We start from the raw sequence: 22,752 nt of genomic DNA on the forward strand, positions 1-22,752 counted from the left end.
CCCGGGCCGGGCCGGAGGGGACAGTGATCCACCTCCCGCCCGCTGTGTGTTTCCCCCGTGTTTCAAGGACGAAATGCCCCCTCGCTCGCCGAGTCGCGTTCGCTTGCGGACGTCTTCATCGCGCGATGCGAAGCGGCCCCCGATGCACCGATCTATATCGATCTGGACGACGACGGTCGCCCGGGGGCGACGCTGTCCGGCCGCGCCTTGGCGGGCCGTGCGGCCGCATTCGCCGCTCGATTGGCCGAGACCTCGGCCGTTGGTGATCGCTTCCTTCTCCTGCTTCCGCCCGGCCTCGACTTCGTCACGGCGTTCTGGGGCTGCGTGCTGGCCGGGCGCGTGGCGGTTCCCGTGCCGTCCCTCGATGCCGCACGGCTGAAGAATGCGGCACCCCGGCTGCGCGCCATCGCGCTCGACGCCCAGGCGGCCTGCGTGGTTCTCCCTTCCTCGCTGGCCGAACGCTGGTTGGCGACGGACGGGCTCCCGGAGATGCCACTGCTCGCGATGGCGCCGGCCGCCGTCGGCGAGGCCGAGTGGAGCCCTGCCGCCCGGGCGGCAAACACCGATCCCGACGCCACCGTGTACCTGCAGTACACCTCCGGCTCGACGCGGGCGCCGCGCGGCGTCGTGATCGACTCGTTCAACGTGCTGGCGCAGTGCCGCGCTATCGGCGCGACGGGGGGAATAAACGCGGAGAGCCGCATCCTGAGCTGGCTGCCGCACCACCACGACTACGGGCTGGTGCAGGGCGTGCTGCTGCCGGTGTGCAGCGGGGCGACCGGCCACCTGATGTCGCCGATGGCCTTCCTGCGCCGGCCGCTGCGTTGGCTCGACGCGATCGCTCGTCTTGGGATCACCCACAGCGGGGCGCCGAACTTCGCGTATGCGGCCTGCGTGCGTGCACTGGCGGCCCACTCCGGATGGCAGGGCGATCTCCGCCACCTGCGTTCGATGAGTTGCGGCGCGGAACCCATCCACGCACCGACGATGGCCGCCTTCGTGGAGGCCTTCGCGCCGCACGGCTTGTCCGCGGGTGCGATATCGCCCGCCTACGGCATGGCCGAGGCCGTGTTGGCCATCACCGCGGTGCCGCCGGGCGTCGGTGTGACGGTGGGCGCCGACAGCGGTCGTGGTGCGCTGGTCTCCTGTGGGCGGCCGTTGCCTGGCATGCGGGTCCGCATCGTCGATCCCGAGTCGCGACGGGGCTGCCCGGAGGGCGTCGAAGGCGAGATCTGGGTGGCGGGCGACAGCGTGGGTCGCGGCTACTGGGGGGATGCCGCGCTCAGTGCCGAGACGTTCGAGGCTTTCGATGCCGCGGGCGAAGGGCCCTTCCTGCGCACCGGCGACCTCGGGCACCTGGTGGCCGGCGAGCTGGTCGTCACCGGGCGTCTCAAGGACCTGCTGATCGTCCGCGGGCGCAACCTGCATCCGCAGGACATCGAGTGGTGCGCACAGGCGGTCGATGCGGCGATGCGCACGGGCTACGGAGCGGCCTTCGCCGTCGCCGGAGAAGACGGTGACAACGCGGTGCTGGTGCAGGAGCTCGAGCGGACGGTTCCCGAGCTGGGCCCGCTTGCCCAGGCCGTCCGGCGTGCGGTGGCCGACGCCTTCGACCTGCCGCTGGCTGCGGTGGTCTTCGTGCGCAGCGGCAGCTTGCCTCGCACGTCGAGCGGGAAGATCCGTCGGAGCGCCTGCCGCGAGGCCTATCTCGCCGGCCAGCTCACCGTGCTGCATGTCGATGCAGGCGCCGCGTCGACGCCGGTCGAGGAAGCCCTGCCGAGGCCGGGGGTGGAAGCGGCGCTGGCCGAGCTGTGGCGTGAGTTGCTGCGCGTGGAGCGGGTGGGGCGGGGCGATGCCTTCATCGCCCTCGGTGGCGACTCGCTGCGTGCCACCCAGCTCGCCTCGCGGATCGGCGAGCGCTTCGGCGTGTCACTGGGGGTCGACTGGGTGCTGGCGCAGGCCGATCTCGCAGGCATGGCCGCCGGCATCGCGGCCGCAAGTCGCGCCGATGGAACCAACGTTCCTGAGGCGTGCATTCCGCGCATCGCTTCGCGGGATCGGGCCCCGACCTCGTTCTCGCAGCGGCGCATGTGGCTGGTGCAACAGCTCACGCCGGGCACCACCGCGTACAACATGGCCTTCGCCTTCCGCATCCGCGGCCGGCTCGACGTATCGCGCTTCGCCGCGGCGCTGGCGGCGGTGGCCGATCGCCACGACGTATTCCGCATCTACCTGGCCGTCGACGGCGACGACGTGTGCCAGCGAATTCATGCCCCCTTCGCGACGCCGATGGCGCTCCACGATGTTTCGGCGCTCTCGCCCGCGGCGCGGGACGAAGCCGCGCGCGCGTGGCTCGAAGCGCGCATCCGCCAGCCCTTCGACCTCGCGCAGGCCCCGCTGCATCACGCGCATCTCGTCCGGTTCGCCGACGACGAGCACGCCTTCCTGTGGGCCATACACCACGCCATCGGCGACCTGTGGTCGTTCGGCGTGCTGTTGCGCGAGCTCTCGTCGGCGTATGTCGACCTCGACACCTACTGCGCACGGCCCTTGGCGCGCCTCGATTACGTCGATTTCGCGTCCTGGCAGCGTTCCCCCGAGCGCGAAGCGGCGATGGCGCCCCAGCTCGAACGCTGGTGCCGACGGCTTCAGGGCGTCGCGCCGGTCGACCTGCCGGCCGATCGCCGCCGCATCGGTGCCCCGAGCGGCCACGGGGGCCGCGTGACCGTGGCCCTGGATGCCGGGTTGCGAGGGGCCTTGAAGGCCTTGTGCGGGCAGCGCGGGGTCACGCCGTTCATGGCCTTGCTGGCGGCGTACCAGGTTCTGCTGGCCCGGGTGAGCGGGCAGGGCGACGTGGCTGTCGCCACGCCTATCGCCAACCGCCATCGCCTCGACGTCGAAGGGCTGGTGGGCACCTTCGTGAACACGGTGGTGATGCGCACGGAGCTCGCCGGCAATCCGCGCTTCGACGTGCTGCTACAGCGCGTCCGCGGCGTCGCCCTCGAGGCCTACGCCGACCAGGATGCCCCGTTCGAACGGCTGGTCGCCCGATTGGCGGCGGACCGCACCGCCGGCGACATGCCGCTGGCGAACGTGATGTTCAACCTCGTCAGCGTGCCGTTCGACGCCCTCGCGCTCGGCCCGCATGCCATCGAGGCCTTCGATTTCGACCGCGGTGGCGCCCAGTTCGACCTGTCGCTGAGCGTCGACCTCGACGTGTTCGCGCAGGTGCACCTGGAGTACGCGGAGGACCGTTTCGATCGCGCCCGCGCGGAGGCCTTCGTCGAGGCCTACCTGCACCTGCTTGCCCAGACGGTGGCCTCGCCGGAGCTGCCGATCGAGGCCTATGCGATCGACGATCGTCTGCGGCGATCAGCGGTCGACGAGGAAGCGGTGTCCGCCATGGCGGACGATGCGGCCGATCCGCTGCCGCGGACGGCGAGTGGCGCCGAGGACGAGGCGGCCATCGACGCCTTGGCGCAGCGCCTGACCGCGCTGGCGCAGGAACTGCTGCCCGATGCCGAGGGGGACTACAGCTTCTTCGATGCGGGTGGCCACTCCCTGCTCGCGCTCCGCTACGCACGGATGGTGGAAGACGAGTTCGGCGTTCGCCTGTCGCTCGTGGCGATGGCGCGGAGCAGCCTGCGTGGGCTGGCGGCCGAACTCTGGCAGGCCGGTGCCGGGCGCGCAGGGCCGCCGTGAGCCCGGACCGGCTACGCCTGCCCGATCGCGCCTGAATTCGCCTGCCGGCCGCCCGGCAGCGGGCGACGGATCGCCGCGCCAGCCGCCCACGCTGCGCCCTTCCGTGAATCCTGGAGGTGCCCCATGCGTCTTGGACGCAAGCTGCTGGCCATCGGTGGCCTGATCCTGCTGCTGCTGATCCCCCTCGCCCTGCTGGATGGGCTGGTCGACGAACGCCAGCAGCGCGCGGCCGAAGTCGTCGCGGACATCGCCCAAGCCAGCGCGAACGCGCAACGCATCACCGCGCCGCTGCTCCGGCTGGAGGTGGAGCGCGTGGTGCGGCGGATGGAGCGCGTCGGCAGCGATGAACGCGCGCCTTCGCAGCCGGTCGACTACACCGAGGTCGAAACCCTGCTGGTGGCGGCGGATGCGGTCGACGTGAACGCCACGCTGGGCACGGAGACCCGCCAGCGCGGCTTGTTCGACGCCCGGATCTTCCAGCAGAAGGCCGAGATCAGCGCGCGGTTCCGCGTGCCCATGCCGCGCGAGGTGCCCGGACAGCTCTCGATGCGCCTCCGCGATGCGCGCTGGGTGCTGGGCCTTGGCGACAACCGCGGCATCACCGCGCTTACCGTGAAGGCCAACGGTCGTGCCCTGCAGCCGGAGCCGGGCACCGGCGTGGCTTGGCTCCCGGAGGGCGTGCAGGCGGCCATTCCGGGCGTCGCGACCCCCGGCGCGGTCATCGAGACGGCGGCGACCTTGAACCTCACCGGCACCAGCCAGCTGGCCTGGTTGCCCGTGGCCGAGGACTTCCGCTGGCGGCTGGCCGGTGACTGGCCGCACCCGCGCTTCGCCGGATTCGCGCTGCCCGTGCAGCGTGAGGTCCGCGCCGACGGGTTCAGCGCCGACTGGCGGCTGTCGTCGCTGGCCAGCCAAGCGCCGCAGCGCCTCGCCGCCTGCGGCCCGGAATCGCACTGCCCGGGGCTGGACGCCACGGCCGTCAGCCTCGAACTGCTGGACCCGGTCGACCGCTACCTGATGACCGACCGCGCCATCAAATACGCGCTGCTCTTCCTCGGGCTGGTCTTCGGCGCGGTGTTCCTGCTGGAAGTGCTGCGCGGGGCGTCCGTGCACCCGCTGCACTACCTGCTGGTCGGGCTCGCGCTGGCCCTGTTCTTCCTGCTGCTGCTGGCCTTGGCCGAGCATCTGGGCTTCGGTCTGGCTTATGCCCTGGCGGCCGGGGCGTGCATCGCCCTCATCGGCTACTACCTGAGCGGGGTGTTGGGCGGGGCGAAGCGCGGCCTCGGTCTCGCGGCCCTGCTGGGAGCGCTCTACGGCGCCCTCTACGGCCTGCTGCAGTCCGAGGACCACGCCCTGCTGCTCGGCGCCGTGCTGCTGTTCGGCGTTCTGGCCGCCACGATGGTGCTGACCCGGCGCATCGACTGGGCGCAGCTGGGCAGCGCACCGCCGCCGGTGCCGTGAAGACCGCCCCGGCCTGCATTCGAATGCGGGCCGGGGGGGCGGCGGCCGGGATGGGGGGAGGGGAGCGGCTACAATGGCGGCTTCCCTTCGCCCGAGGCCCGCCCGATGTTCCCGAGCAGCATGCGCATTGCCGATTACGACACCGAACTGGCCCAGGCCATGGCCGCCGAGCGGCAGCGCCAGGAAGACCACGTCGAGCTGATCGCCTCGGAGAACTACGCCAGCCCGCGCGTGATGGAAGCTCAGGGCTCGGTGCTGACCAACAAGTACGCCGAAGGCTACCCGGGCAAGCGCTACTACGGTGGCTGCGAATACGTCGACGTGGCCGAGAAGCTCGCCATCGAGCGCTGCAAGGCGCTGTTCGGCGCCGACTACGCCAACGTGCAGCCGCACTCGGGTTCGCAGGCCAACCAGGGCGTGTTCATGGCCCTCCTGCAGCCGGGCGACACCATCCTCGGCATGTCGCTGGCCCACGGCGGCCACCTGACCCACGGCGCCAAGGTCAACGCCTCGGGCAAGCTCTACAACGCTGTGCAGTACGGTGTGAACGAGCAGGGCCTCATCGACATGGACGAGGTCGAGCGCCTCGCCGTCGAGCACCAGCCGAAGATGGTCATCGCCGGCTTCTCGGCCTACTCGCAGGTGCTGGACTGGGCGCGCTTCCGTGCGATCGCCGACAAGGTCGGCGCCGTCCTGTTCGTCGACATGGCGCACATCGCCGGCCTCGTCGCTGCGGGCGTCTACCCGAACCCGCTGCCTTACGCCCACGTCGTCACCAGTACGACGCACAAGACCCTGCGCGGCCCGCGCGGCGGCATCATCGTGATGAGCAAGGCCGGCGCCGGCGACAAGGCCGAGGAACTCGAGAAGAAGCTGCAGAGCATCGTCTTCCCGGGCATCCAGGGTGGCCCGCTGATGCACGTCATCGCCGGCAAGGCCGTGGCCTTCAAGGAAGCGCTGGAGCCGGAGTTCAAGGCCTACCAGCAGCAGGTGGTGAAGAACGCGCAGGCGATGGCGAAGACCCTGATCGCCCGCGGCTACAAGATCGTCTCCGGCGGTACGCAGAACCACCTGATGCTGATCGACCTGATCGGCCGCGAGGTCTCGGGCAAGGACGCGGAGGCCGCGCTCGGCGCCGCGCACATCACCGTCAACAAGAACTCGGTGCCGAACGACCCGCGTTCGCCCTTCGTCACGTCGGGCCTGCGCATCGGTACGCCGGCGGTGACCACGCGTGGCTACGTCGAGGCCGATTGCGTCGAGCTCGCGAACTGGATCGCCGACGTGCTCGATGCGCCGGCCGATGGCGCCGTGCTGGAGCGCGTGCGCGCCGCGGTGACGGCGCAGTGCCGCAAGTACCCGGTGTACGGCTGAGCCGCTGACGCATGCATTGCCCCTTCTGCCCGCACGAGGACACGCGCGTGATCGATTCGCGCGTGGCCGAGGACGGCAGCAGCATTCGTCGCCGGCGGGAGTGCCCGGCCTGCGGCGAGCGCTTTTCCACGGTCGAGCAGGTCGAGTGGCGCCTGCCGGCGGTCATCAAGAGCGATGGCCGCCGCGAGCCCTTCGACGAGCGCAAGCTGCGCGTCAGCTTTGAAAAGGCCCTGCAGAAGCGCCCGGTGCCGGCCGAGCAGATCGATGCCGCGGTGTTCGCCGTGGTGAACGAGCTGCGCAAGAGTGGCGAACGTGAACTGCCGTCGCGCCGCGTCGGGGAGTTCGTGATGGCGCAGCTGAAGCTGCTCGACCAGGTGGCCTACGTGCGCTTCGCCTCGGTCTACCGCAGCTTCGAGGACGTGCAGGATTTCCGCGAGGAGATCGAGAAGCTGCAGCGCGACCTGCCAGCCGCGCAGACCCTCGACCTGCCGCTCGAGGACACGGCGCCGAAGCCGGCCAAACCGAAGAAGGGATGAGCGCCGGCGCGCGCTGGCGACTCGTGCTGGCGGGCGAAGCCCTCGACCGGCTTCCCACCCTGGCCCGTTGGCATCACGCCGAGTGGGCCGGGCTCTATGCCGATTGGTCGGAGGAGCGGGCGCTGGCCGAACTGCTCGAGGCCGCCCGCGCCGAGGCGCCCGTGCCCACGACGCTGGTGGCCCTTGCCGACGACGGTGCTTTGCTGGGCTCGGTGAGCCTCGTCGCCGAGGATTCGCCGGACCTGCGGGCCTTCGAGGGGCCGTGGCTCGCCAGCCTGTTCGTTCGGCCCGATGCCCGTGGCCGAGGCCTGGGCGAGGCCCTGGTCCACGCCCTCGTCGACCACGCGGCGCGGGCTGGCCTGGCGCACCTGCGCCTGTTCACGCCTCAGCACCGGGCGTTCTACGAACGGCTCGGCTGGGTGTACGAGGCGACGGCGCGAAGCGCCGGCCAGTCCGTCGATGTCCTGGCCCGCGTGCCGTAGGCTTCCCCCATGCCGTTCTCCGAACTCGACCGCCGCCACATGGCCGAGGCCCTGCGCCTCGCTGCCGAGCATGCCTTCACGACCAAGCCGAACCCGATGGTCGGCTGCGTCATCGCGCAGGGCAGCGAGGTGGTGGGGCGTGGCGCACACCAGCGCGCCGGCGAGCCCCATGCCGAGGTGTTCGCGCTGCACGAGGCCGGTGCGCGTGCCGTCGGCGCGACGGCCTACGTGACGCTCGAGCCCTGCGCGCATTTCGGCCGCACACCGCCCTGCGCCGATGCGCTGGTGGCCGCGGGCGTGATGCGCGTGGTCGCGGCGATCCGCGATCCCTTCCATGCCGTCGCCGGCCGCGGCTTCACCGCGCTGCAAGCCGCGGGCATCACCGTCGAGCACGGCCTGCTCGCCGAGGAGGCCGAGTGGTTGAACCGCGGCTTCCTGATGCGTGCGCGCCAGGGCCGGCCGTGGGTGCGCGTGAAGCTGGCCATGAGCCTCGACGGCCGCACCGCGATGGCCAGCGGTGAATCGAAATGGATCACCGGCGAGGCCGCGCGCGCCGATGTGCAGGCCTACCGGGCGCGCGCTTCCGCCATCCTCACGGGCCTCGGCACGGTGCTGGCCGACGATCCGCGGCTCACTGCCCGCGTACCCGAGGGTGTCGAGGTGGTGCCGCCGATGCGCGTGGTGCTCGACCACCACGGCGCGCTGCCGCGCGCCTGCAGTCTGCTCGATGGCGAAGCACCGACGCTGGTGGCGCATGCCGACGACATCGTTCCCGATTACGGCCCCACCGTGGAGGGCTTCGCCGTTCCGCGCCGCGACGGCCACCTCGATCTGCTCGCTATGCTCGCGCAGCTGGCCACGCGGCAGGTGAACGAAGTGCAGGTCGAGGCCGGCGCCACGCTGGCCGGCGCCTTCCTGCGTGCGGGTCTCGTCGATGAACTGCTGGTCTATGTCGCGCCCGTGCTGCTCGGCGAGCGGGGACGCCCGCTGTTCGGCGGGCTCGGCATCGACCGCATGGACGACCGTCTGGGCCTCGAACGCCTCGAGGTGCACGCCTTCGACGACGGGGATTTGCGCCTCACCTACCGGCCGAAGCGCTGACGATGCCGGCGCGCCTGCACTTCTTCCGCGAGCGCGCGCTGGTGCTGACACGAACCGCGGATTCGGGCTGGCACGCGCACCGGGCGCTGCAGGCCATGGTGGCCTTGGACGACAGTTTCAGCGTCGAACGCGAGGGCGGTGCGGCCAGCGAGCGCCGCTTCGCGGCCTTCGCCCCTATGGAAGGGCACCGCATCCGCGGCGGCGACACCCTGATCGCCTACCTGTTCTTCGATGTCGGGCCGCGCGCTTGGCAGGCCTGGCGCGATGCCGGCGGCGAAGCCCGGGCGCCGGAGCCCGCCCTGCTGGACGCCCTGCGCGTGCTGGCTCGACCCGGCCACGAGGCGGACGTCGGCGCGGTGGAAGCGCTCGCCGCGCGCTGGTGCGCCGAGTGCTGGCCGGGTTTGGCGGTGCAGGCCCCCGCGGACCCAAGGCTGAAGCGTGCGCTCGACGCCCTCGAGGCCGAGCCGCTCGCGCCGTGGACGCACCGCTCGCTGGCCGAACGTGCCCACCTCTCGCCGAGCCGGTTCCAGGTGTTGTTCCGCGAAGCGACCGGCCTGCCAGTGCGCAATTACCTGCTGTGGCGGCGCCTGCTCGAAGCCACGGCGCGGCTGCAGGCCGGGGAGGGCGTGACGGCCGCGGCGCATGCCACCGGCTTCGCCGATGCGGCGCATCTGTCGCGCAGCTTCCGACGGATCATCGGCGCGGCGCCGTCCTCGCTGCTGCCGGGGCGTTGACCGCCTCCTTGCCGGGATCCTTGGGCAGCGCGCGCTGACCGGCGTTCAGTGCGCTGGTTCAAGCGCTGTCGGCCGCCGCCGCCTAGCCTGAGCCGCATTCCCGAACCCGCGCGCCCGCCAATGAACACCACTGCCGCCGACCTTCCGCAGCCCCGCGAACGCCGCCGTATCGACGTGCTGGTCGGCCAGTACGCGGAATCGCACCGCCACCCGACCAATGTCGCCGTGCATTGGGTCTGCGTGCCGATCATCGTCTGGTGCACGCTGGCCCTGATGTTCGTCGTGCATCCGTGGCTGTGCTACGCCTTCGTCGCCGCCTCGCTGGCGTACTACCTGCGCCTGTCCGTGCCGATGGCGGTGGTGATGGCCGGCTTCACGGCCGCGTCGGTGGCATCGTTCTTCGTCGTGCCGCACGTGGGCTGGGTGGCGCTGGCGGCCTTCGTGGTCACCTGGATCGCCCAGTTCATCGGCCACAAGATCGAAGGCAAGAAGCCCAGCTTCATCGAAGACCTGCAGTTCCTGCTGGTCGGCCCGCTGTTCCTGCTGGTGAAGGCCTTCCGCAAGGTCGGACTGCCCTACTGAGCCCCTTGCGGCGCGGTTTTGCGGCCCCGCGCAACGCCGCGTTGCCACCACGGCGACGCCCAGCCCGGGGGCGCTCCCTATAATCGCGGGCTGCCCTTACCGGACACCCCGATGTTCACCGGATTGATCCAGGCCGTCGGCCGCCTCGTCGACCGTACGCCCCTCGGGGGCGACGTGCGCCTGCGCTTCACCGTCGGCGCCATGCCCTTTGGCGACGTGCAGCTCGGCGAATCCATCGCCTGCAACGGCGTCTGCCTGACGGTGGTCGCCTTCGACACCGCGCACTTCGACGCCGATGTCTCGACGGAAACCCTCGCCCTGACGACGCTGGGCGCCCTGCCCGTGGGCGCGGCCGTGAACCTCGAGCGCGCGCTGCGCGTCGGTGACCGTCTTGGTGGCCACCTCGTCAGCGGCCATGTGGATGGCGTCGGCGCGGTCGCCGCGGTGCACGACGACGCCCGCGGCCAGCGCTGGCGCTTCGGTGCGCCCAAGGCCCTGCTGCGCTTCATCGCGCAGAAGGGGTCGATCGCGGTCGATGGCACGTCGCTGACGGTGAACGCGGTGGATGACGCCGGTTTCGAGGTGATGCTGGTGCCGCACACGTTGGCGCACACCGGCTTCGGCACGATGCCGACCGGCACGCCGGTCAATCTTGAAGTGGACACGGTGGCGCGCTACGTCGCCCGCCTGCAGGAAACGGAGGGTTGGGCCTGACGGGCCTTCCCTCTTGCCGATCGGACGCGCCGATCATCCGTTCCGCCGCATGAAGCTCCGCTTGCAATCGAATCGCAACAGCGCACCAATCGTCCTGCGTCTTTGGCGCCGCACGCTCGTCTCTGGGCTTCCGGCGAAGTCCGGCCCTGAGGGCCGAACGTCGGACGACCACGGTGCCGGCCCGCCGTCCGGCAGCGAAAGCAACGGAGAAAGTCGATGAAAGCAAATCGTTTGTTTGGCCCGTTGGTCTTGGTCGCCCTTTCCGGCACCTTTCTGGCCGTTGCTTCGGGCGCCTCGGCCCAAGCGGGCTCCACTCCGGCCGATCCGGTCGCCCAGGTCGAGGAGAGAAAGGCCAACTTCAAGACGCTTGGGCGGGCGATGAATACCCTCGATACATTCGTCAAGGGCGAGGGCGGCACGGCCGAGGACGCCCGAGCGGCGGCGGCCACTCTTGCAGAGACCGGGCGCCGTATCGGTGACTGGTGGCCTGAAGGAACGGCTGTCGGCGTTGGTGATAGCGAAGCAAAGCCCGAAATCTGGACGAAGAAGGCGGAGTTCCTCGCCCTCCAGAAGCGCTTTGAGGCGACACTCCCCGGTCTGGTGCAGGCCGCCGCCACGGGCGATCGGGCCCGCATCGGCGCGGCCCTCAATGCCGTGGGCCGCGAGTGCGGGGCCTGCCACGACAGTTACAAGCTGGACTGATCCCCATGACCGCCCCGGCTGATTCCGAGCGGTCTCCTTCGCCCACGTCCGAACGGTCCCTTCGCGTTTGGGACCTCCCGGTCCGGGTCGTCCACTGGGGGCTGGTCGTTTGTCTCGCCGGCTCCTGGTGGACGGCGGAGAACGAGGATTGGGAGCGCCATCTGCTGTTTGGCTATGGCGCACTCGGCTTGGTGGTGTTCCGTGTCGCCTGGGGGATGGTCGGAAGCGAGACCGCGCGCTTCCGGAGTTTCGTTCGCGGTCCGGCAGCCGTCCTCGCGCACCTTCGCGAACTCGCCCGCCCGGGGCCGCTTCCGGCCCATCCCGGGCACAATCCCGCCGGCGCGCTGGCCGTGATCCTGCTGCTGCTTCTGGTGGGTGTGCAGACGCTGTCCGGGCTGTTTCTCTCCGGCGGCGATCTCTTAGTGGTCGAAGCCCCCTTAAGCGGCTGGGTCGGCACGTACGTGACGCGCTGGCTGGGGGACGTGCACGAATGGGGGTTCACCTTGTTGCAGGCGGTGGTCGCCTTGCACATCGTGGCCGCGCTGGGCTACGCCGTGCTCAAGCGCCGCAACCTCATCGTGCCCATGCTGACGGGGCGCGATGCCGATCTGCAGGGACCCGCGCCGTCCATGGCGCCTTTGTCGCGCGCCATCGTCCTCGGGGCCCTCGTCGCCGCGGGCGTCTGGGCGCTGGTCCGCTTCGCCTGATGCCTTCGAGCAAGGCCGGCGGTGTTTCGCGACACCGCTGGCCCATCCTCATCGGGCTGATCAGAAACGGCCGTTGAACGAGAGCAGCACGCGCGTGTTGCGATTCAGCGCCCGCGATGCCGAGCCCGCGACCACGCCGTCCGCCCGGCTTCCGGCATAGAAGACGCGTTCCCGGCCGATGTCGTACTCGTTGGCGTTGTCGACCTCGAACCGGAACTTCCCGCGTGCCACCGCATACTCCGCGAACAGACCCAGCGAGGGGGTTTCCCCGAAGCGCAGGGTCTGGTCATAGAAGTAGCGCGTTTGGCTCGACGACCAGTCCACGTTCGCCCCCCAGGCGAAGGGCGAGTCGAGGACGTCATGGCGCAGCGCGAGTGCGTGCTGCTGCTCCGGGGCCCAGACCTGTCCGGGTTTCGGCTGCAGGCGCCGTTGCAGGCCGGTGATCGGGTCGGTGACGCGGCTGTGCTGGTACGTCCCGGCATACGTGAGCGTGACCTCCCCGGAATCGCCGAGCGGGAGCATTTTCTCCAGAGGCAGGCTCAGGTCCAGCGAAACCCCCCATTCGCGGCCGCGGCCGATGTTCCCCGGGCCGTCGACCACCGACACGATCGCGCCCGTGCCGTCGCGAATCGTGATCGGAACCAAGTCCTGCGTATCGTCGATGTGCGCCACCCATCCGCGGACTTGGCCACTGCCCCTGCCCAGCCACGCGCGACGCAGCGTTGCCGTCAAGGTCGAGGTCCGTTGCGGCACCAGGTCGGCATTCCCGGCATCGACCAAGGCGCCCAGGCCGAGATCGACAGACGTCGCGTAGTCGTTGAAATCAAGCTGCGCCGCCCGTCGTTCGAAGCGCAGGTCCAGGGTCGTGGCAGGGTCGAGCGTCCACGTCGACACGAGGCGGGGCTTCCAGAACAGGAACCGTCGGCTGGCCGACGCGTCGCCACGGACGCGAAGCGTCGATCGCTCGGCGATCATCGCGGCCTCGATCTTCCATGTCGGACGGATCGACCACACGTCGGAGATGAAAGGTTCAATTCGGAGTTCGCTGACATCGACGTTCGACGCGGGCAGCGGGGGAAGGCCCGCGATCGCGCTGGTGAAGCGGCCGCGAAGTTGGTTGCGGACCGCCTCGACGCCGAACTGGATCGAATGGCGGTCGCCGGCGGCGACGGTGTTGCCGATCCGCAGGATGGCTTCATCCTCGCGGTTGTCGTTGCGTGAGCTCTGCGACAGTGCGGAAAGGCCCGGTCCAGACCGCGAAAGATCGTTGCGGGACACGATGTCGTACCTACTGAACAGCCCCACCAGCTTGGTGGTGATCGATCGCGTGGGGCTGAACTCAAGGTCCGCCCCCAGCTCGAAACCGTCGCGGTTCGTCGGCGATCCGCTTTCGAGCACTTCCCGACCCTGCAAGGCCCCCTGCGGGTTGAAGACGTCGCTGATCCGGACCGTCGTGTACGAATCACGATCGAGCTTTGCATTGACCCCCCAGTGCGCTGATCCCACGGCGCCGCGGACGGTGCCGGTCACGGCGGTTTGCCTGCTGTCGCTGTCGATGCCGATCCCCAGAATGCGATCGGCCCGGCGTGCGGCGTCGTAGTTCGTTTCGGCCCCGGACAGCTGGTACAGGTCGTTCCGGTAATCCAGGCCGAGCTCGAACTGCGTTCCTCTCCGCTCGAAGGACAGCGAAGACTGGCCGAACGGCCGGGCGATGCCGTCCTCGTCGACGCCGAGGCCCAGCGTGTAGGTGCCGTTGGCCCCGGTGCTCGCACTCCGGACGACATTCACGATACGGCTTTGGCCTTGCGCTTCCTGGTTGACGCCGGCGCGCTCGACCAGCTCGATCCTCGTGACGCGATCGGCGGGGATGCGGGCGAGGAGCGTGCGGATGTCGTCGGACTTGGTGGACGGCCTTTTGCCATCGATCAGGATGTTGCCGGCATTGGTGCCGAAGCCGCGTTCCGTGCCGACTTCGGCGATCGTGAATCCTGGGACGCGTTCGACCATCTGCAGGGCGTTCACCGGCGCGGACGAAGCGAAGAATTCCGGTTCAAAGATGCGCGTTCCCGCTTCCGTTGCCGAGGCATCCTCGGCCTGCGCGAGTGTCGGTGGGCTGAGGGCGAGGGCGATGGAAAGCGCCAGAAGGTTGAGGGCGCGGTGGCGATCCGGTGACGCGGGCATGTCGACGTTCTCGTGCAGGGTTGGTGCATGCACGATGGCGTCGTGGAATTTCGGGAGAATGCGCTCTCGATTGCGGGACCGTTGCGCGCGGGCCGCGTTGCCTTCTCGTTCAGTTGATCGACTTCGCGATCGTCAGCGTCGCGCGGGCCCCGCCGCCCGCGGCATCGTCGAGCACGAGCGAGCCGTGATGCGCCCGTGCGATCGCCTGCACGATGGCAAGGCCAAGGCCCGTGCGTTTGCTGCGCTCTCGGGTCGCGGAGTCGCCGGTGACGAACGGCTCCTTGAGCGCCTCGGGATCGCTGACCGGCCAGCCGCGACCGTCATCGACGACGATGATCCGGCATTGATCGCCGACGTCTTCCACCGTGATGGTCACCCGGGTGGCGCCAGCGTGCTGGATCGCGTTCTCGACCAGGTTGGAGATCGCCCGTTCCAGACGGGCGGGATCGGCGTCGGCGATCACCCGCCCTCTGCTCTGTCGCGTCAGGTCCACGCGGTGTTCCTCCGCCATCGGCTCGAGGCAGTGGATCACCGCATCGACGACGTCGTCGACCGACGTCGGGGCGCGCTCAAGCGAGAACCCGATGCCCTGGCTGTCGCAGAGCATGCTCAGGTCGCTGGCGAGGCGCTCGATCTGCGAAACCTGGCCGAGCAGGCTGTCGAAGAACACCCCATCGGCGACGAACACCTTGTCCTTCGCGCCCATCAATCGGGCGCGGATCACCGCCAAGGGCGTGCGCAGTTCGTGCGCGATGCCGTTCGACCGCAGGCGGAGGTCGCGATCCGCGGCGGCCAGTGATTCGGTCATGAGCGCGAAGTCGCCGATCAGGTCGCCGACCTCGCGCGGACCGGAACGCGGCGGCAGCAGCGCGGTGTCGCGCGATCCACCGGCGATCGCCCGGACGGCCCGCGACAGTCCGATGATCGGCGCGGCGATGCCACCCGCCAACTTGAACGCCAAGGCTCCGCCGATCAACGCGGTGGCGACGATCACGGTGGTCAGGGCCGCGTGGTAATTGAGGTTCCAGCGCTCGATGCCATGCTGGCTCTCGAAGGAGCGGACGATGCCGGAGCAACTTCCGTAGGCCTCGGTGAGCTTGCGCAACGTCTCCTGCTCCTGCGCCGGCAGCGATGCCATGAAGAGGTAATCGCGCAGCCAGTACAGCACGTCGGGGACGAAGGCGGCGATCAGGGCCGCCGCCACGCTGATCGCGATCGCTAGGCAGGCGATTTGCATCCGCAAGGAATTCATCATTCGATGTCCAGCCTGTAGCCTTCACCGCGGATGGCGACGATCCTGACCGAGTCGACAATGGCGATCTTGGCGCGCAGTCGGCTGATGTGGGCGTCGACGCCCCGGTCGGCCGCCACTTCGCTCAGCACGGCATCGCCCAATTCTGCCCGCGTGAACATCCGGCCCGGGCGACGTGCCATGGTCGTGAGGAGTCGGAACTCCGTCGGGGTCAGGTTGATCAGCTTGTCGTTGGCGAACGCACGCCGGCTTTCGACTTCGATGCGCAGCCCCCCGTGGACGATGGGCGGGGTCGATGCAAGTTGCTTGGCGCCCTCCTGCCGGCGCAGCACGGCCGCGGCGCGTGCGACGACCTCGAGCGGGTTGAAGGGCTTGACGATGTAGTCGTCCGCACCAAGCCGGAATCCCGCGAGGCGGTCGATGTCGTCCCCCAAGGCGCTGATCAGGATGATTGGCGTCCCCGCGTCGCTTTCCCGCTCCGACACCAGAACCGAGAGGCCGTCTTTGTTTGGCATGCGGATGTCGAGGAGGATGAGGTCAGGCCGCCACCGATGGGCTTCTTCGCTGGCGATCCGGCCATCGGGGGCGACCCTGACGATGGCGCCTTCTTTCGCCATGTAGGCGCGAAGAACATCCGCCAAGTCCGGTTCGTCCTCGGCGATGAGAATCTTGCGGCCTTCGAGCGGGTTCTTCACGGACGTTCCGGACGACGTTGGGTGCAAGCATTGCTCAGGGGACCCCGGCGGTAAACGCCATGGGCGTGGTGATGCTATCGCTAGAGCCGATCAGCGTCTGCCAGAGTGGCAGAGCCGGGAGAGAAAACGGTGATGCTCGGCGCATGCACTCCAAAGGACGCCGCGTTGAACGCGAGCATGGCTTTCACCGAGTATCGCTGTCGTGCTTGATGCTGGCGTCCACGCCGCCGAACCACGCCATGCCGGAATCGCCATAGATCGACGCACCCACAAGCACGGTGTTCGTTTCGGGCGGCAGCCTCAGCTCGATGCTGTGGCGACGAAAGCGCTTGTCGGCCGGCAGGTCAAGCTCGTATGAGTTCGCATAACCAATGCTCCTGCCTTCCTTGTCAAAGGCGCGGGCCCACACGCCGACTGCGGCGGTGGCCGTGTCGCGTGCTAGCCAGCCTTCAATGACAACCGTCGCGCCATTGACCCGATCACCACGCAGGCGTTGGACGATGCCGGCATAGGGTGCGCCCTTTGCGAACGTGACTCTGAGCGAGTTCAAGCCATCTCGTGTCACGGCAGGGTCGGATGCGACCTCGACCGCCGTTCCATCCAGACTCCATCCACGGGGTGCGCCTGAGGCATCGACCGCCTGCAGCGTTGGATTGGCGACAAGAGGGGGCGATGCCGTTTGCGCCGCCACGAGAATGGAGGGGTGCGCGCCGAGCGTTGCGACCATCATGAGTACGAGCATGCGCAGCAAGGTGGATCTCCTGGTGAAGCCCGGCGTGAAGAGCGAGTGCAGGCCGCGACGTCTGGGCCGGAGTCGGGGCGAGCGGCCACGGTGGCCAGCCGGAGTGGAGCTTGCTTGCGAAGCGTCCCGTGAGGATTGAGGCGGTATTGCGATTCGATTGCGAGGCGCGCGGAGCGGACACGACGATGGCGTGCCAAGTCCCCAGCTCGGCGTGAGGGTAAACTTACGCCCCCGACCCGCGGCGCCTTCCCGGGTATCCCCAGAGAACGGCGTTGGTTCGCCTGACTCGCCCGACGTAAGCGGAGAGGTCCACGATGGCTGGTGTTGGTTCTTCCACGGAGCCGAATTGCTTCGCGACGATCCCCGAGATCCTCGAGGACATCCGCGCCGGCAAAATGGTGGTCATCGTCGACGACGAGGACCGCGAGAACGAAGGCGACCTCATCATGGCCGCCGAGTTGGTGCGGCCGTCCGACATCAACTTCATGGTCACGCACGCGCGCGGCCTCGTGTGCCTGTCGCTGACGCGCGAGCGCTGCCGCCAGCTCGGCCTTGGCCCGATGGTGGTGAGCAACACCTCGCCGCACCACACCAACTTCACGGTGAGCATCGAGGCCGCCGAGGGCGTCACCACCGGCATCAGCGCCTACGATCGCGCGCACACCATCCGCACCGCGGTGCGCCCCGACGCCGCGCCCGAAGACCTCTCGCAGCCGGGGCACATCTTCCCGCTGATGGCCCAGCCCGGCGGCGTGCTCACGCGCACTGGCCACACCGAGGCGGCCAGCGATCTTGCGATGCTGGCCGGGCTGGAGCCAGCCGGCGTGCTGGTCGAGATCCTCAACCCCGACGGCTCGATGGCGCGCCGCCCCGAGCTCGAGGTGTTCGCCCGCGAGCACGGCTTGAAGATCGGCTCGATCGAGGACCTCATCCGCTACCGGCTCGCGACGGAACACACCGTGGAGCGCGTCGACGAGCGCGCCATCGAGACGGCGCATGGCCCGTTCCGCCTGCTCACCTATCGCGACCGGATCTCGCGCGAACTGCATTTCGCCCTGGTGCGCGGCACGCCCTCGGGCGACCGACCGACCCTCGTCCGCGTGCACGTGAAGAACCCGCTGGCCGACGTGCTGCGCTGGCGCCGCCCGGATTTCGGCGGCTCGGCCGACGAGGCCATGGCGCGCATCGCCGCGGAAGGCGAGGGCGTGCTGGTGGTGCTGGCCGACGCCGTCACCCCAGACGCCCTGCTGGCGCGCATCACCGAGCAACCCGAGGCCGGCACGGGCAAGGTGCAGGAGTGGCGGCGCAACGGTGCGGGCTCGCAGATCCTTGCCGACCTCGGCCTGAAGCACTTGCGCGTGCTCGGCACGCCGCGCAAGCAGATCGGTCTCGGTGGCTACGGCCTCGACGTGGTCGAGTACCTGCCGCTGCGCTGATCAGGGCGCCGCCGCCTCCGGCGACGGCGCGACAGTCGGCACGACGACGAGTCGCACGTCCGTGCCCGGGGCCCGGCTGGCCCAGCCGGCCTGCAGTCGAGCCGAAGCGTCGGCATCCAGCGCGACGTCGGCGATGACGTGCACCAACAGCACGGGCGCCGGCGTCGATTCGCCGTCCTGGCCCACGCCGGCGCTCACCGAGACCGACTCTGCCTCGGGGAACTGCGCGCGCACCTCGGCCAGCAGCTCGCGCTCGAGGCGTTCGCGGGCCCGCAGGGGTTCGAGCTCGGCTTCGAGCATCACGAGCCGCTGGCGGGCCTCGTCGAGCTGGCCGTCGCGATTTGCCGTCTGCTGCGAGCGGAGGAGCTCCTCGATGGGTTTCATGTCCGCGGCATGGGCGCTGGCGTCGCGAACGTCCACGCGGGCCGCCCCTTGGCCCTGCGCCTGCAACTTGCGCTGGATCTCGCCCCGCAGCGCCTCCGGCGCGAGGTCGCCGGTGATCGCGAGGCGCAGCGTCTTGGCCTTCCCGTCGACCTGGGTCGCGAGCACCACGACGCGCGGATCGTCGCGGTAGTCGGCCAACACCCGGCCCGCCGCGGCTTCGAAGCGCTCGGCCTGCACGAGGCGCCACGCGAGGACGCCGCTGGGCACCGCCATCAGGGTCGCGACGGCCATGATGATCCAGCGGTGCCGGCGCGCCGTGCGCGCATCGACGTCCACGCGCTGCGGCAGGCCGGCGATCTTGACGAACACCAGCGTCGAGAGCGCGATGAACACGCCGTTGATCGCGAAAAGGTAGAAGGCCCCGCTCGCGTACTCCCAGTTCCCGTTGGCGATGCCATAGCCCGCGGTGCACAGCGGCGGCATCAACGCGGTGGCGATGGCCACGCCGGGCACCACGTTGGGCACCGACTTGCGCGTGTTGGCGACCATGCCCGCCGCACCGCCGAAGAAGGCGATCAGCACGTCCCAGAGCGTCGGCGAGGTGCGCGCGAGCAGTTCCGAGCGGGCCTCGGAAAGCGGCGAGACGGAGAAGTACAGGATGGCCGTCACCAGGCTGATGCCGGCCATCAATGCGAGATTGGCCGCCGCGCGGCGGATCAGCGGGAAATCGTTGATGGCCGCGCCGTAGCCGATGCCGACGATCGGGCCCATCAAGGGCGAGATCAACATCGCGCCGATGATGACGGCGGTGGAGTTCACGTTCAGGCCGATCGACGCGACCATGATCGCGAAGATCAGCACCCAGAGGTTGGCGCCCACGGCGTTCACGCCCTGGCGGATCTGTGCGTCGATGACGGCCGGATCCTCCTGGTCGTAGCGGAGGTCGAACCGGCGGAGCAGGGGCGAGAGGCGATCGGCCAAGGCGGGCTCCAGGCAGGGGCGCCGCGCCATCCTCGGTGGCCCCGGCGGCGGGGGCAAGCCCCGCGGAGGGCGGCTCGGGGCCCGGAGGGCGTAAACTACACGGCCGTCCGCTTCCCGACCCACCCATGCCCCGTTTCGAAGGCGACCTCCGGCCGCACCCGTCCGGCCGCTACGCCATCGTCGCCAGCCGCTGGAACCCGAAGATCACCGACGTGCTCGTCGATGGCGCCCGCAAGGCGCTGGTCGACAACGGCGTCGGGGCCGAGCGCATCGACGTCGTCCGCGTGCCCGGTGCCTGGGAGATTCCGCTGGCCGCCGCGGCGATCGCCGAGGCCGGTGGCTGTGCGGCCATCGTCGCGCTGGGCTGCGTGGTCCGCGGCGACACCCGCCACTACGAGCAGGTGGCCGATGGCTGCTCCGATGCGCTGATGCGCGTGCAGCTCGATCACCGGCTTCCGGTGGCCAACGGCGTGCTGGCGGTCGAGGCTTATGCTGATGCCGAAGCGCGCGCCGGCGGCGCGATGGGCAACAAGGGCGAGGAGGCCGCGCTGGCCGCCCTCGAGATGAGTGACCTCCTGAAACACTGGCAGAAGACCACCGCATGAAGCCGATCCGCACCGATGGCATCGATCCCGCCGCGCGTTCGCGCGCGCGCCGCCGCGCCCTGCAGGCCCTGTACGCCTGGCAGGTCTCCGGCACGTCGATCCCGCAGGTCATCAACCAGTTCCAGCACGAGCAGGACATGGAAGTGGCCGACCAGGAGTACTTCGAGGCGCTGGTGAAGGGCGTGGCCGATCACCGCGCAGGCCTCGACGAGCGCCTCGCCGTCTACCTCGATCGTGGCATCGAGCAGGTCGACCCGATCGAGCGCGCCGTGCTGCGCATCGCCGCCTTCGAGCTCCTGCACCGCGTCGACGTGCCGTACCGCGTGGTCCTCAATGAAGCCATCGAGACCGCCAAGCGCTTCGGCGCCGACCACGGCCACACCTACGTGAACGGCGTGCTCGACCGCGCCGCGGCCGAGTGGCGTCCCGGCGAGGCGGCCCAGGGCCGTCGCTGAGGCACGCGGCTTGCACCGCGCCGGGCATGGCTGAATTCGCCCTCATCGATCGCCTCCGCCAGCGCGCCGGGTCCCGCCCGGACGTGGCGCTGGGCATTGGCGACGATGCCGCCCTGATCGAACCGCCGAAAGGCCAGCAGGTGGTGCTGGCCGTCGACACCCTCGTCGAAGGCGTGCATTTCGCGAAAGGCGTGCCGGCCTCGGCCATCGGCTGGAAGGCGCTGGCGGTCAACCTGTCCGACCTCGCGGCGATGGGCGCCGAGCCCGCCGTCGCCCTGCTGGCGCTGACCCTGCCGACGGACGACACCGCCTTCGTCGACGAGTTCGCGACCGGCTTCAGCGCATTGGCCGACACCCATCGCGTCGCCCTCGTGGGCGGTGACACCACGCGCGGCCCGCTGGCCGCGAGCGTCACGGTCATGGGCTATGTACCGAAGGGCAAGGCGCTCACCCGCGCCGGTGCCGAAGCCGGCGACGACCTCTGGGTGACCGGCACCCTCGGCGATGCCGCCGGCGCCTTGGCCCTGTGGAAATCCGGTATCCCGATGCTGCGCACCGGCGTGTTGCGCGAGCGGCTCGACCGCCCGGCGCCGCGGCTCGGTGCGGGCCTCGCGCTGCGCGGTCTCGCCACCGCCTGCATCGACGTGAGCGATGGCTTCCTCGCCGACCTCGGCCACATCCTCGCCATGAGCGGCGTCGGGGCCGATGTCGAGGCCGACGCGCTGCCGCTGTCCCCGGCCTTGCTCGACGCCTTCCCCGACACCACCGCGCGCCGCGCGCTGCAGCTCAGCGGCGGCGACGACTACGAACTCTGCTTCACGGCACCGGCGAAGAAGCGCGAGGCGGTGCAGGCCGCACTCGACGCCGTGGCCACGCCGGCCACGCGAGTGGGGCGCATCACCGAAGGCGCCTCATTGCGCTTGTTCGACGCCGATGGCCTGCCCCTGGCGCTGCCGCCGCGCCGCGGCTACGTGCATTTCATCGAGGGCGGCGCATGACGGTGCTGCCGGTTGGCACGCGCCGACGAATGATGCGGCACCCCCGCGGATGGATCGCCGCCGGTTTCGGTGCCGGGTTCTCGCCCAAGGCCCCGGGGACGGTGGGTTCGATCGTCGCCATCCTGCCTTGGTGGCTATGGATGCACGACCTCGCCCCGCGCGATTACGCGGCCGTGCTGATCCTCGCCTTCGCGGTCGGCGTGTGGGCCGCGCGCTGGGCCATCCGCGAAAGCCGTATCGAAGACCCCTCGCTCATCGTCTGGGATGAATTCGTCGGCATGTGGCTGGCGCTTTGGCTGCTGCCGCGCGAATGGCCCTGGGTGCTCGCCGCCTTCGCGCTGTTCCGCCTGTTCGACGTCTGGAAACCGTGGCCGGTGCGCTGGGCCGACCGTTCGCTGAAAGGCGGCTTCGGCACGATGGTCGACGACGCGCTGGCCGGCCTGATGGTCTTCGGCGTGCTGCAGGTGGCGTTGGCGCTCTGGCCGATGCTGCGCGGCTAGAGATCGTCGAGCGAAAACGCGCCGCGCACCCAGCGCGCTTCCTCGCCGCCATCGAACCCCACCACGTCAAACCGGCAGTCGCGCCGCGCGTGCCGTGGCTCGCGCTGCAGGTAGAGCCGCGCGGCGAGAACGAGTTTTCGTGCCTTGCGCGCGTCGACGCTGTCGAGCGCGTCGCCGAAGTCGCTGCGCCCGCGGCGGCGCACTTCGACGAACACCAGCGTCTCGCCGTCGAGCATCACGAGATCCAGCTCGCCGCCCTTGAAGCGGACACTCCGCGCCAGCGGACGCAAGCCGCGCGCCACGAGGAAGGCGAGGGCGGCCTGCTCACCGGCGTCGCCGAGCTGCTGCGCCCGGGTGCGCGTCGCTGCCTCGGGTGGGCCGGGTGTCCTTCGGTGCGGCGCATCCATGCGCGTTGTCCTTGGGGGTTC

22 protein-coding genes are annotated in these 22,752 nt (G+C 70.0%); 16 read left to right on the forward strand and 6 right to left on the reverse strand.

From position 1 onward, the window contains the following. Nucleotides 1-57 precede the first annotated feature (57 nt). From O9255_RS04845 to O9255_RS04895, 11 genes are all read left to right on the forward strand, one after another. Nucleotides 58-3,702: a condensation domain-containing protein gene (locus O9255_RS04845; protein ID WP_297865716.1), complete on the forward strand. Its 3,645-nt coding sequence runs from the start codon at nucleotides 58-60 to the stop codon at nucleotides 3,700-3,702. Between the two features lie 123 nt (nucleotides 3,703-3,825). Continuing rightward, nucleotides 3,826-5,163: a cell envelope integrity protein CreD gene (creD, locus tag O9255_RS04850; RefSeq protein ID WP_297865717.1), complete on the forward strand. Its 1,338-nt coding sequence runs from the start codon at nucleotides 3,826-3,828 to the stop codon at nucleotides 5,161-5,163. A 105-nt stretch (nucleotides 5,164-5,268) separates the two neighbouring features. Then, nucleotides 5,269-6,537 (forward strand): serine hydroxymethyltransferase, encoded by a 1,269-nt coding sequence (gene glyA / locus O9255_RS04855; RefSeq protein WP_297865718.1) that lies wholly within the window; start codon nucleotides 5,269-5,271, stop codon nucleotides 6,535-6,537. Between the two features lie 11 nt (nucleotides 6,538-6,548). Continuing rightward, a complete protein-coding gene (gene nrdR / locus O9255_RS04860; RefSeq protein ID WP_297865719.1) occupies nucleotides 6,549-7,073 on the forward strand; it encodes a transcriptional regulator NrdR in 525 nt (174 codons plus the stop codon). Continuing rightward, a complete protein-coding gene (locus O9255_RS04865; protein WP_297865720.1) occupies nucleotides 7,070-7,555 on the forward strand; it encodes a GNAT family N-acetyltransferase in 486 nt (161 codons plus the stop codon). The genes nrdR and O9255_RS04865 overlap by 4 nt, the downstream gene beginning before the upstream one ends. A gap of 9 nt (nucleotides 7,556-7,564) precedes the next feature. Beyond that, nucleotides 7,565-8,656: a bifunctional diaminohydroxyphosphoribosylaminopyrimidine deaminase/5-amino-6-(5-phosphoribosylamino)uracil reductase RibD gene (gene ribD, locus O9255_RS04870; protein ID WP_297865721.1), complete on the forward strand. Its 1,092-nt coding sequence runs from the start codon at nucleotides 7,565-7,567 to the stop codon at nucleotides 8,654-8,656. A gap of 2 nt (nucleotides 8,657-8,658) precedes the next feature. Then, nucleotides 8,659-9,390: an AraC family transcriptional regulator gene (locus O9255_RS04875; RefSeq protein ID WP_297865722.1), complete on the forward strand. Its 732-nt coding sequence runs from the start codon at nucleotides 8,659-8,661 to the stop codon at nucleotides 9,388-9,390. Between the two features lie 120 nt (nucleotides 9,391-9,510). After that, a complete protein-coding gene (locus O9255_RS04880; RefSeq protein WP_297865723.1) occupies nucleotides 9,511-9,972 on the forward strand; it encodes an Mpo1-like protein in 462 nt (153 codons plus the stop codon). Nucleotides 9,973-10,083: 111 nt separating this feature from the next. Beyond that, a complete protein-coding gene (locus O9255_RS04885) occupies nucleotides 10,084-10,686 on the forward strand; it encodes a riboflavin synthase (RefSeq protein ID WP_297865724.1) in 603 nt (200 codons plus the stop codon). Between the two features lie 216 nt (nucleotides 10,687-10,902). Beyond that, nucleotides 10,903-11,388: a cytochrome c gene (locus O9255_RS04890; RefSeq protein ID WP_297865725.1), complete on the forward strand. Its 486-nt coding sequence runs from the start codon at nucleotides 10,903-10,905 to the stop codon at nucleotides 11,386-11,388. 5 nt (nucleotides 11,389-11,393) lie between these two features. Beyond that, nucleotides 11,394-12,095, forward strand: coding sequence for a cytochrome b/b6 domain-containing protein (locus O9255_RS04895; RefSeq protein WP_297865726.1), 702 nt, complete (start codon nucleotides 11,394-11,396; stop codon nucleotides 12,093-12,095). 60 nt (nucleotides 12,096-12,155) lie between these two features. On the opposite strand, the gene O9255_RS04900 is transcribed toward O9255_RS04895, so the two are convergent. From O9255_RS04900 to O9255_RS04915, 4 genes are all read right to left on the reverse strand, one after another. Then, nucleotides 12,156-14,309 carry a hypothetical protein gene (locus O9255_RS04900; protein WP_297865727.1) on the reverse strand — a complete coding sequence of 718 codons (2,154 nt, stop codon included), beginning with the start codon at nucleotides 14,307-14,309 and terminating at the stop codon, nucleotides 12,156-12,158. Between the two features lie 76 nt (nucleotides 14,310-14,385). After that, the gene (locus O9255_RS04905; RefSeq protein ID WP_297865728.1) at nucleotides 14,386-15,531 is read right to left on the reverse strand and encodes a HAMP domain-containing sensor histidine kinase; all 1,146 of its coding nucleotides are present in this window, start codon (nucleotides 15,529-15,531) and stop codon (nucleotides 14,386-14,388) included. Further along, a complete protein-coding gene (locus tag O9255_RS04910; RefSeq protein ID WP_297865729.1) occupies nucleotides 15,528-16,223 on the reverse strand; it encodes a response regulator transcription factor in 696 nt (231 codons plus the stop codon). Before O9255_RS04910 ends, O9255_RS04905 begins: the two co-directional genes overlap by 4 nt. 184 nt (nucleotides 16,224-16,407) lie before the next feature. Then, nucleotides 16,408-16,974 carry a hypothetical protein gene (locus O9255_RS04915; protein ID WP_297865730.1) on the reverse strand — a complete coding sequence of 189 codons (567 nt, stop codon included), beginning with the start codon at nucleotides 16,972-16,974 and terminating at the stop codon, nucleotides 16,408-16,410. A 305-nt stretch (nucleotides 16,975-17,279) separates the two neighbouring features. Between O9255_RS04915 and ribB the strand changes: the two genes are divergently transcribed. Further along, entirely contained in the window at nucleotides 17,280-18,401 is a 1,122-nt protein-coding gene (ribB, locus tag O9255_RS04920; protein ID WP_297865731.1) for a 3,4-dihydroxy-2-butanone-4-phosphate synthase, read from the forward strand. On the opposite strand, the gene O9255_RS04925 is transcribed toward ribB, so the two are convergent. After that, nucleotides 18,402-19,766, reverse strand: coding sequence for a DUF389 domain-containing protein (locus O9255_RS04925; protein WP_297865732.1), 1,365 nt, complete (start codon nucleotides 19,764-19,766; stop codon nucleotides 18,402-18,404). A gap of 125 nt (nucleotides 19,767-19,891) precedes the next feature. Here O9255_RS04925 and ribH point away from each other — a divergent pair, with 125 nt between their 5' ends. The 4 genes from ribH to O9255_RS04945 are packed head-to-tail and all read left to right on the forward strand — an operon-like array spanning nucleotide 19,892 to nucleotide 22,324. Further along, complete coding sequence (gene ribH / locus O9255_RS04930; protein ID WP_297865733.1) at nucleotides 19,892-20,371, forward strand: 6,7-dimethyl-8-ribityllumazine synthase; 480 nt, start codon at nucleotides 19,892-19,894, stop codon at nucleotides 20,369-20,371. Continuing rightward, complete coding sequence (nusB, locus tag O9255_RS04935) at nucleotides 20,368-20,826, forward strand: transcription antitermination factor NusB (RefSeq protein ID WP_297865734.1); 459 nt, start codon at nucleotides 20,368-20,370, stop codon at nucleotides 20,824-20,826. Before ribH ends, nusB begins: the two co-directional genes overlap by 4 nt. A gap of 26 nt (nucleotides 20,827-20,852) precedes the next feature. Then, on the forward strand, nucleotides 20,853-21,824 hold the full coding sequence (gene thiL / locus O9255_RS04940) for a thiamine-phosphate kinase (RefSeq protein WP_297865735.1): 972 nt from the start codon (nucleotides 20,853-20,855) through the stop codon (nucleotides 21,822-21,824). After that, nucleotides 21,821-22,324: a phosphatidylglycerophosphatase A gene (locus O9255_RS04945; RefSeq protein WP_297865736.1), complete on the forward strand. Its 504-nt coding sequence runs from the start codon at nucleotides 21,821-21,823 to the stop codon at nucleotides 22,322-22,324. The genes thiL and O9255_RS04945 overlap by 4 nt, the downstream gene beginning before the upstream one ends. Here the strand turns inward: O9255_RS04945 and O9255_RS04950 are convergent. Next, nucleotides 22,321-22,731 carry a YraN family protein gene (locus tag O9255_RS04950; RefSeq protein ID WP_297865737.1) on the reverse strand — a complete coding sequence of 137 codons (411 nt, stop codon included), beginning with the start codon at nucleotides 22,729-22,731 and terminating at the stop codon, nucleotides 22,321-22,323. The genes O9255_RS04945 and O9255_RS04950 overlap by 4 nt on opposite strands. Nucleotides 22,732-22,752: the final 21 nt, after the last annotated feature.

The organism is Silanimonas sp. (assembly GCF_027530345.1).
Classification (GTDB): Bacteria; Pseudomonadota; Gammaproteobacteria; order Xanthomonadales; family Xanthomonadaceae; genus Silanimonas.

Coding starts and splice junctions, on each gene's coding strand:
- nusB (WP_297865734.1), top strand. CDS start 20,368: ATGAAGCCGATCCGCACCGATGGCATCGATCCCGCCGCGCGTTCGCGC.
- O9255_RS04865 (WP_297865720.1), top strand. CDS start 7,070: ATGAGCGCCGGCGCGCGCTGGCGACTCGTGCTGGCGGGCGAAGCCCTC.
- creD (WP_297865717.1), top strand. CDS start 3,826: ATGCGTCTTGGACGCAAGCTGCTGGCCATCGGTGGCCTGATCCTGCTG.
- ribH (WP_297865733.1), top strand. CDS start 19,892: ATGCCCCGTTTCGAAGGCGACCTCCGGCCGCACCCGTCCGGCCGCTAC.
- O9255_RS04875 (WP_297865722.1), top strand. CDS start 8,659: ATGCCGGCGCGCCTGCACTTCTTCCGCGAGCGCGCGCTGGTGCTGACA.
- O9255_RS04895 (WP_297865726.1), top strand. CDS start 11,394: ATGACCGCCCCGGCTGATTCCGAGCGGTCTCCTTCGCCCACGTCCGAA.
- O9255_RS04950 (WP_297865737.1), bottom strand. CDS start 22,731: ATGGATGCGCCGCACCGAAGGACACCCGGCCCACCCGAGGCAGCGACG.
- O9255_RS04945 (WP_297865736.1), top strand. CDS start 21,821: ATGACGGTGCTGCCGGTTGGCACGCGCCGACGAATGATGCGGCACCCC.
- thiL (WP_297865735.1), top strand. CDS start 20,853: ATGGCTGAATTCGCCCTCATCGATCGCCTCCGCCAGCGCGCCGGGTCC.
- nrdR (WP_297865719.1), top strand. CDS start 6,549: ATGCATTGCCCCTTCTGCCCGCACGAGGACACGCGCGTGATCGATTCG.
- O9255_RS04880 (WP_297865723.1), top strand. CDS start 9,511: ATGAACACCACTGCCGCCGACCTTCCGCAGCCCCGCGAACGCCGCCGT.
- O9255_RS04890 (WP_297865725.1), top strand. CDS start 10,903: ATGAAAGCAAATCGTTTGTTTGGCCCGTTGGTCTTGGTCGCCCTTTCC.
- glyA (WP_297865718.1), top strand. CDS start 5,269: ATGTTCCCGAGCAGCATGCGCATTGCCGATTACGACACCGAACTGGCC.
- O9255_RS04905 (WP_297865728.1), bottom strand. CDS start 15,531: ATGATGAATTCCTTGCGGATGCAAATCGCCTGCCTAGCGATCGCGATC.
- ribB (WP_297865731.1), top strand. CDS start 17,280: ATGGCTGGTGTTGGTTCTTCCACGGAGCCGAATTGCTTCGCGACGATC.
- ribD (WP_297865721.1), top strand. CDS start 7,565: ATGCCGTTCTCCGAACTCGACCGCCGCCACATGGCCGAGGCCCTGCGC.
- O9255_RS04885 (WP_297865724.1), top strand. CDS start 10,084: ATGTTCACCGGATTGATCCAGGCCGTCGGCCGCCTCGTCGACCGTACG.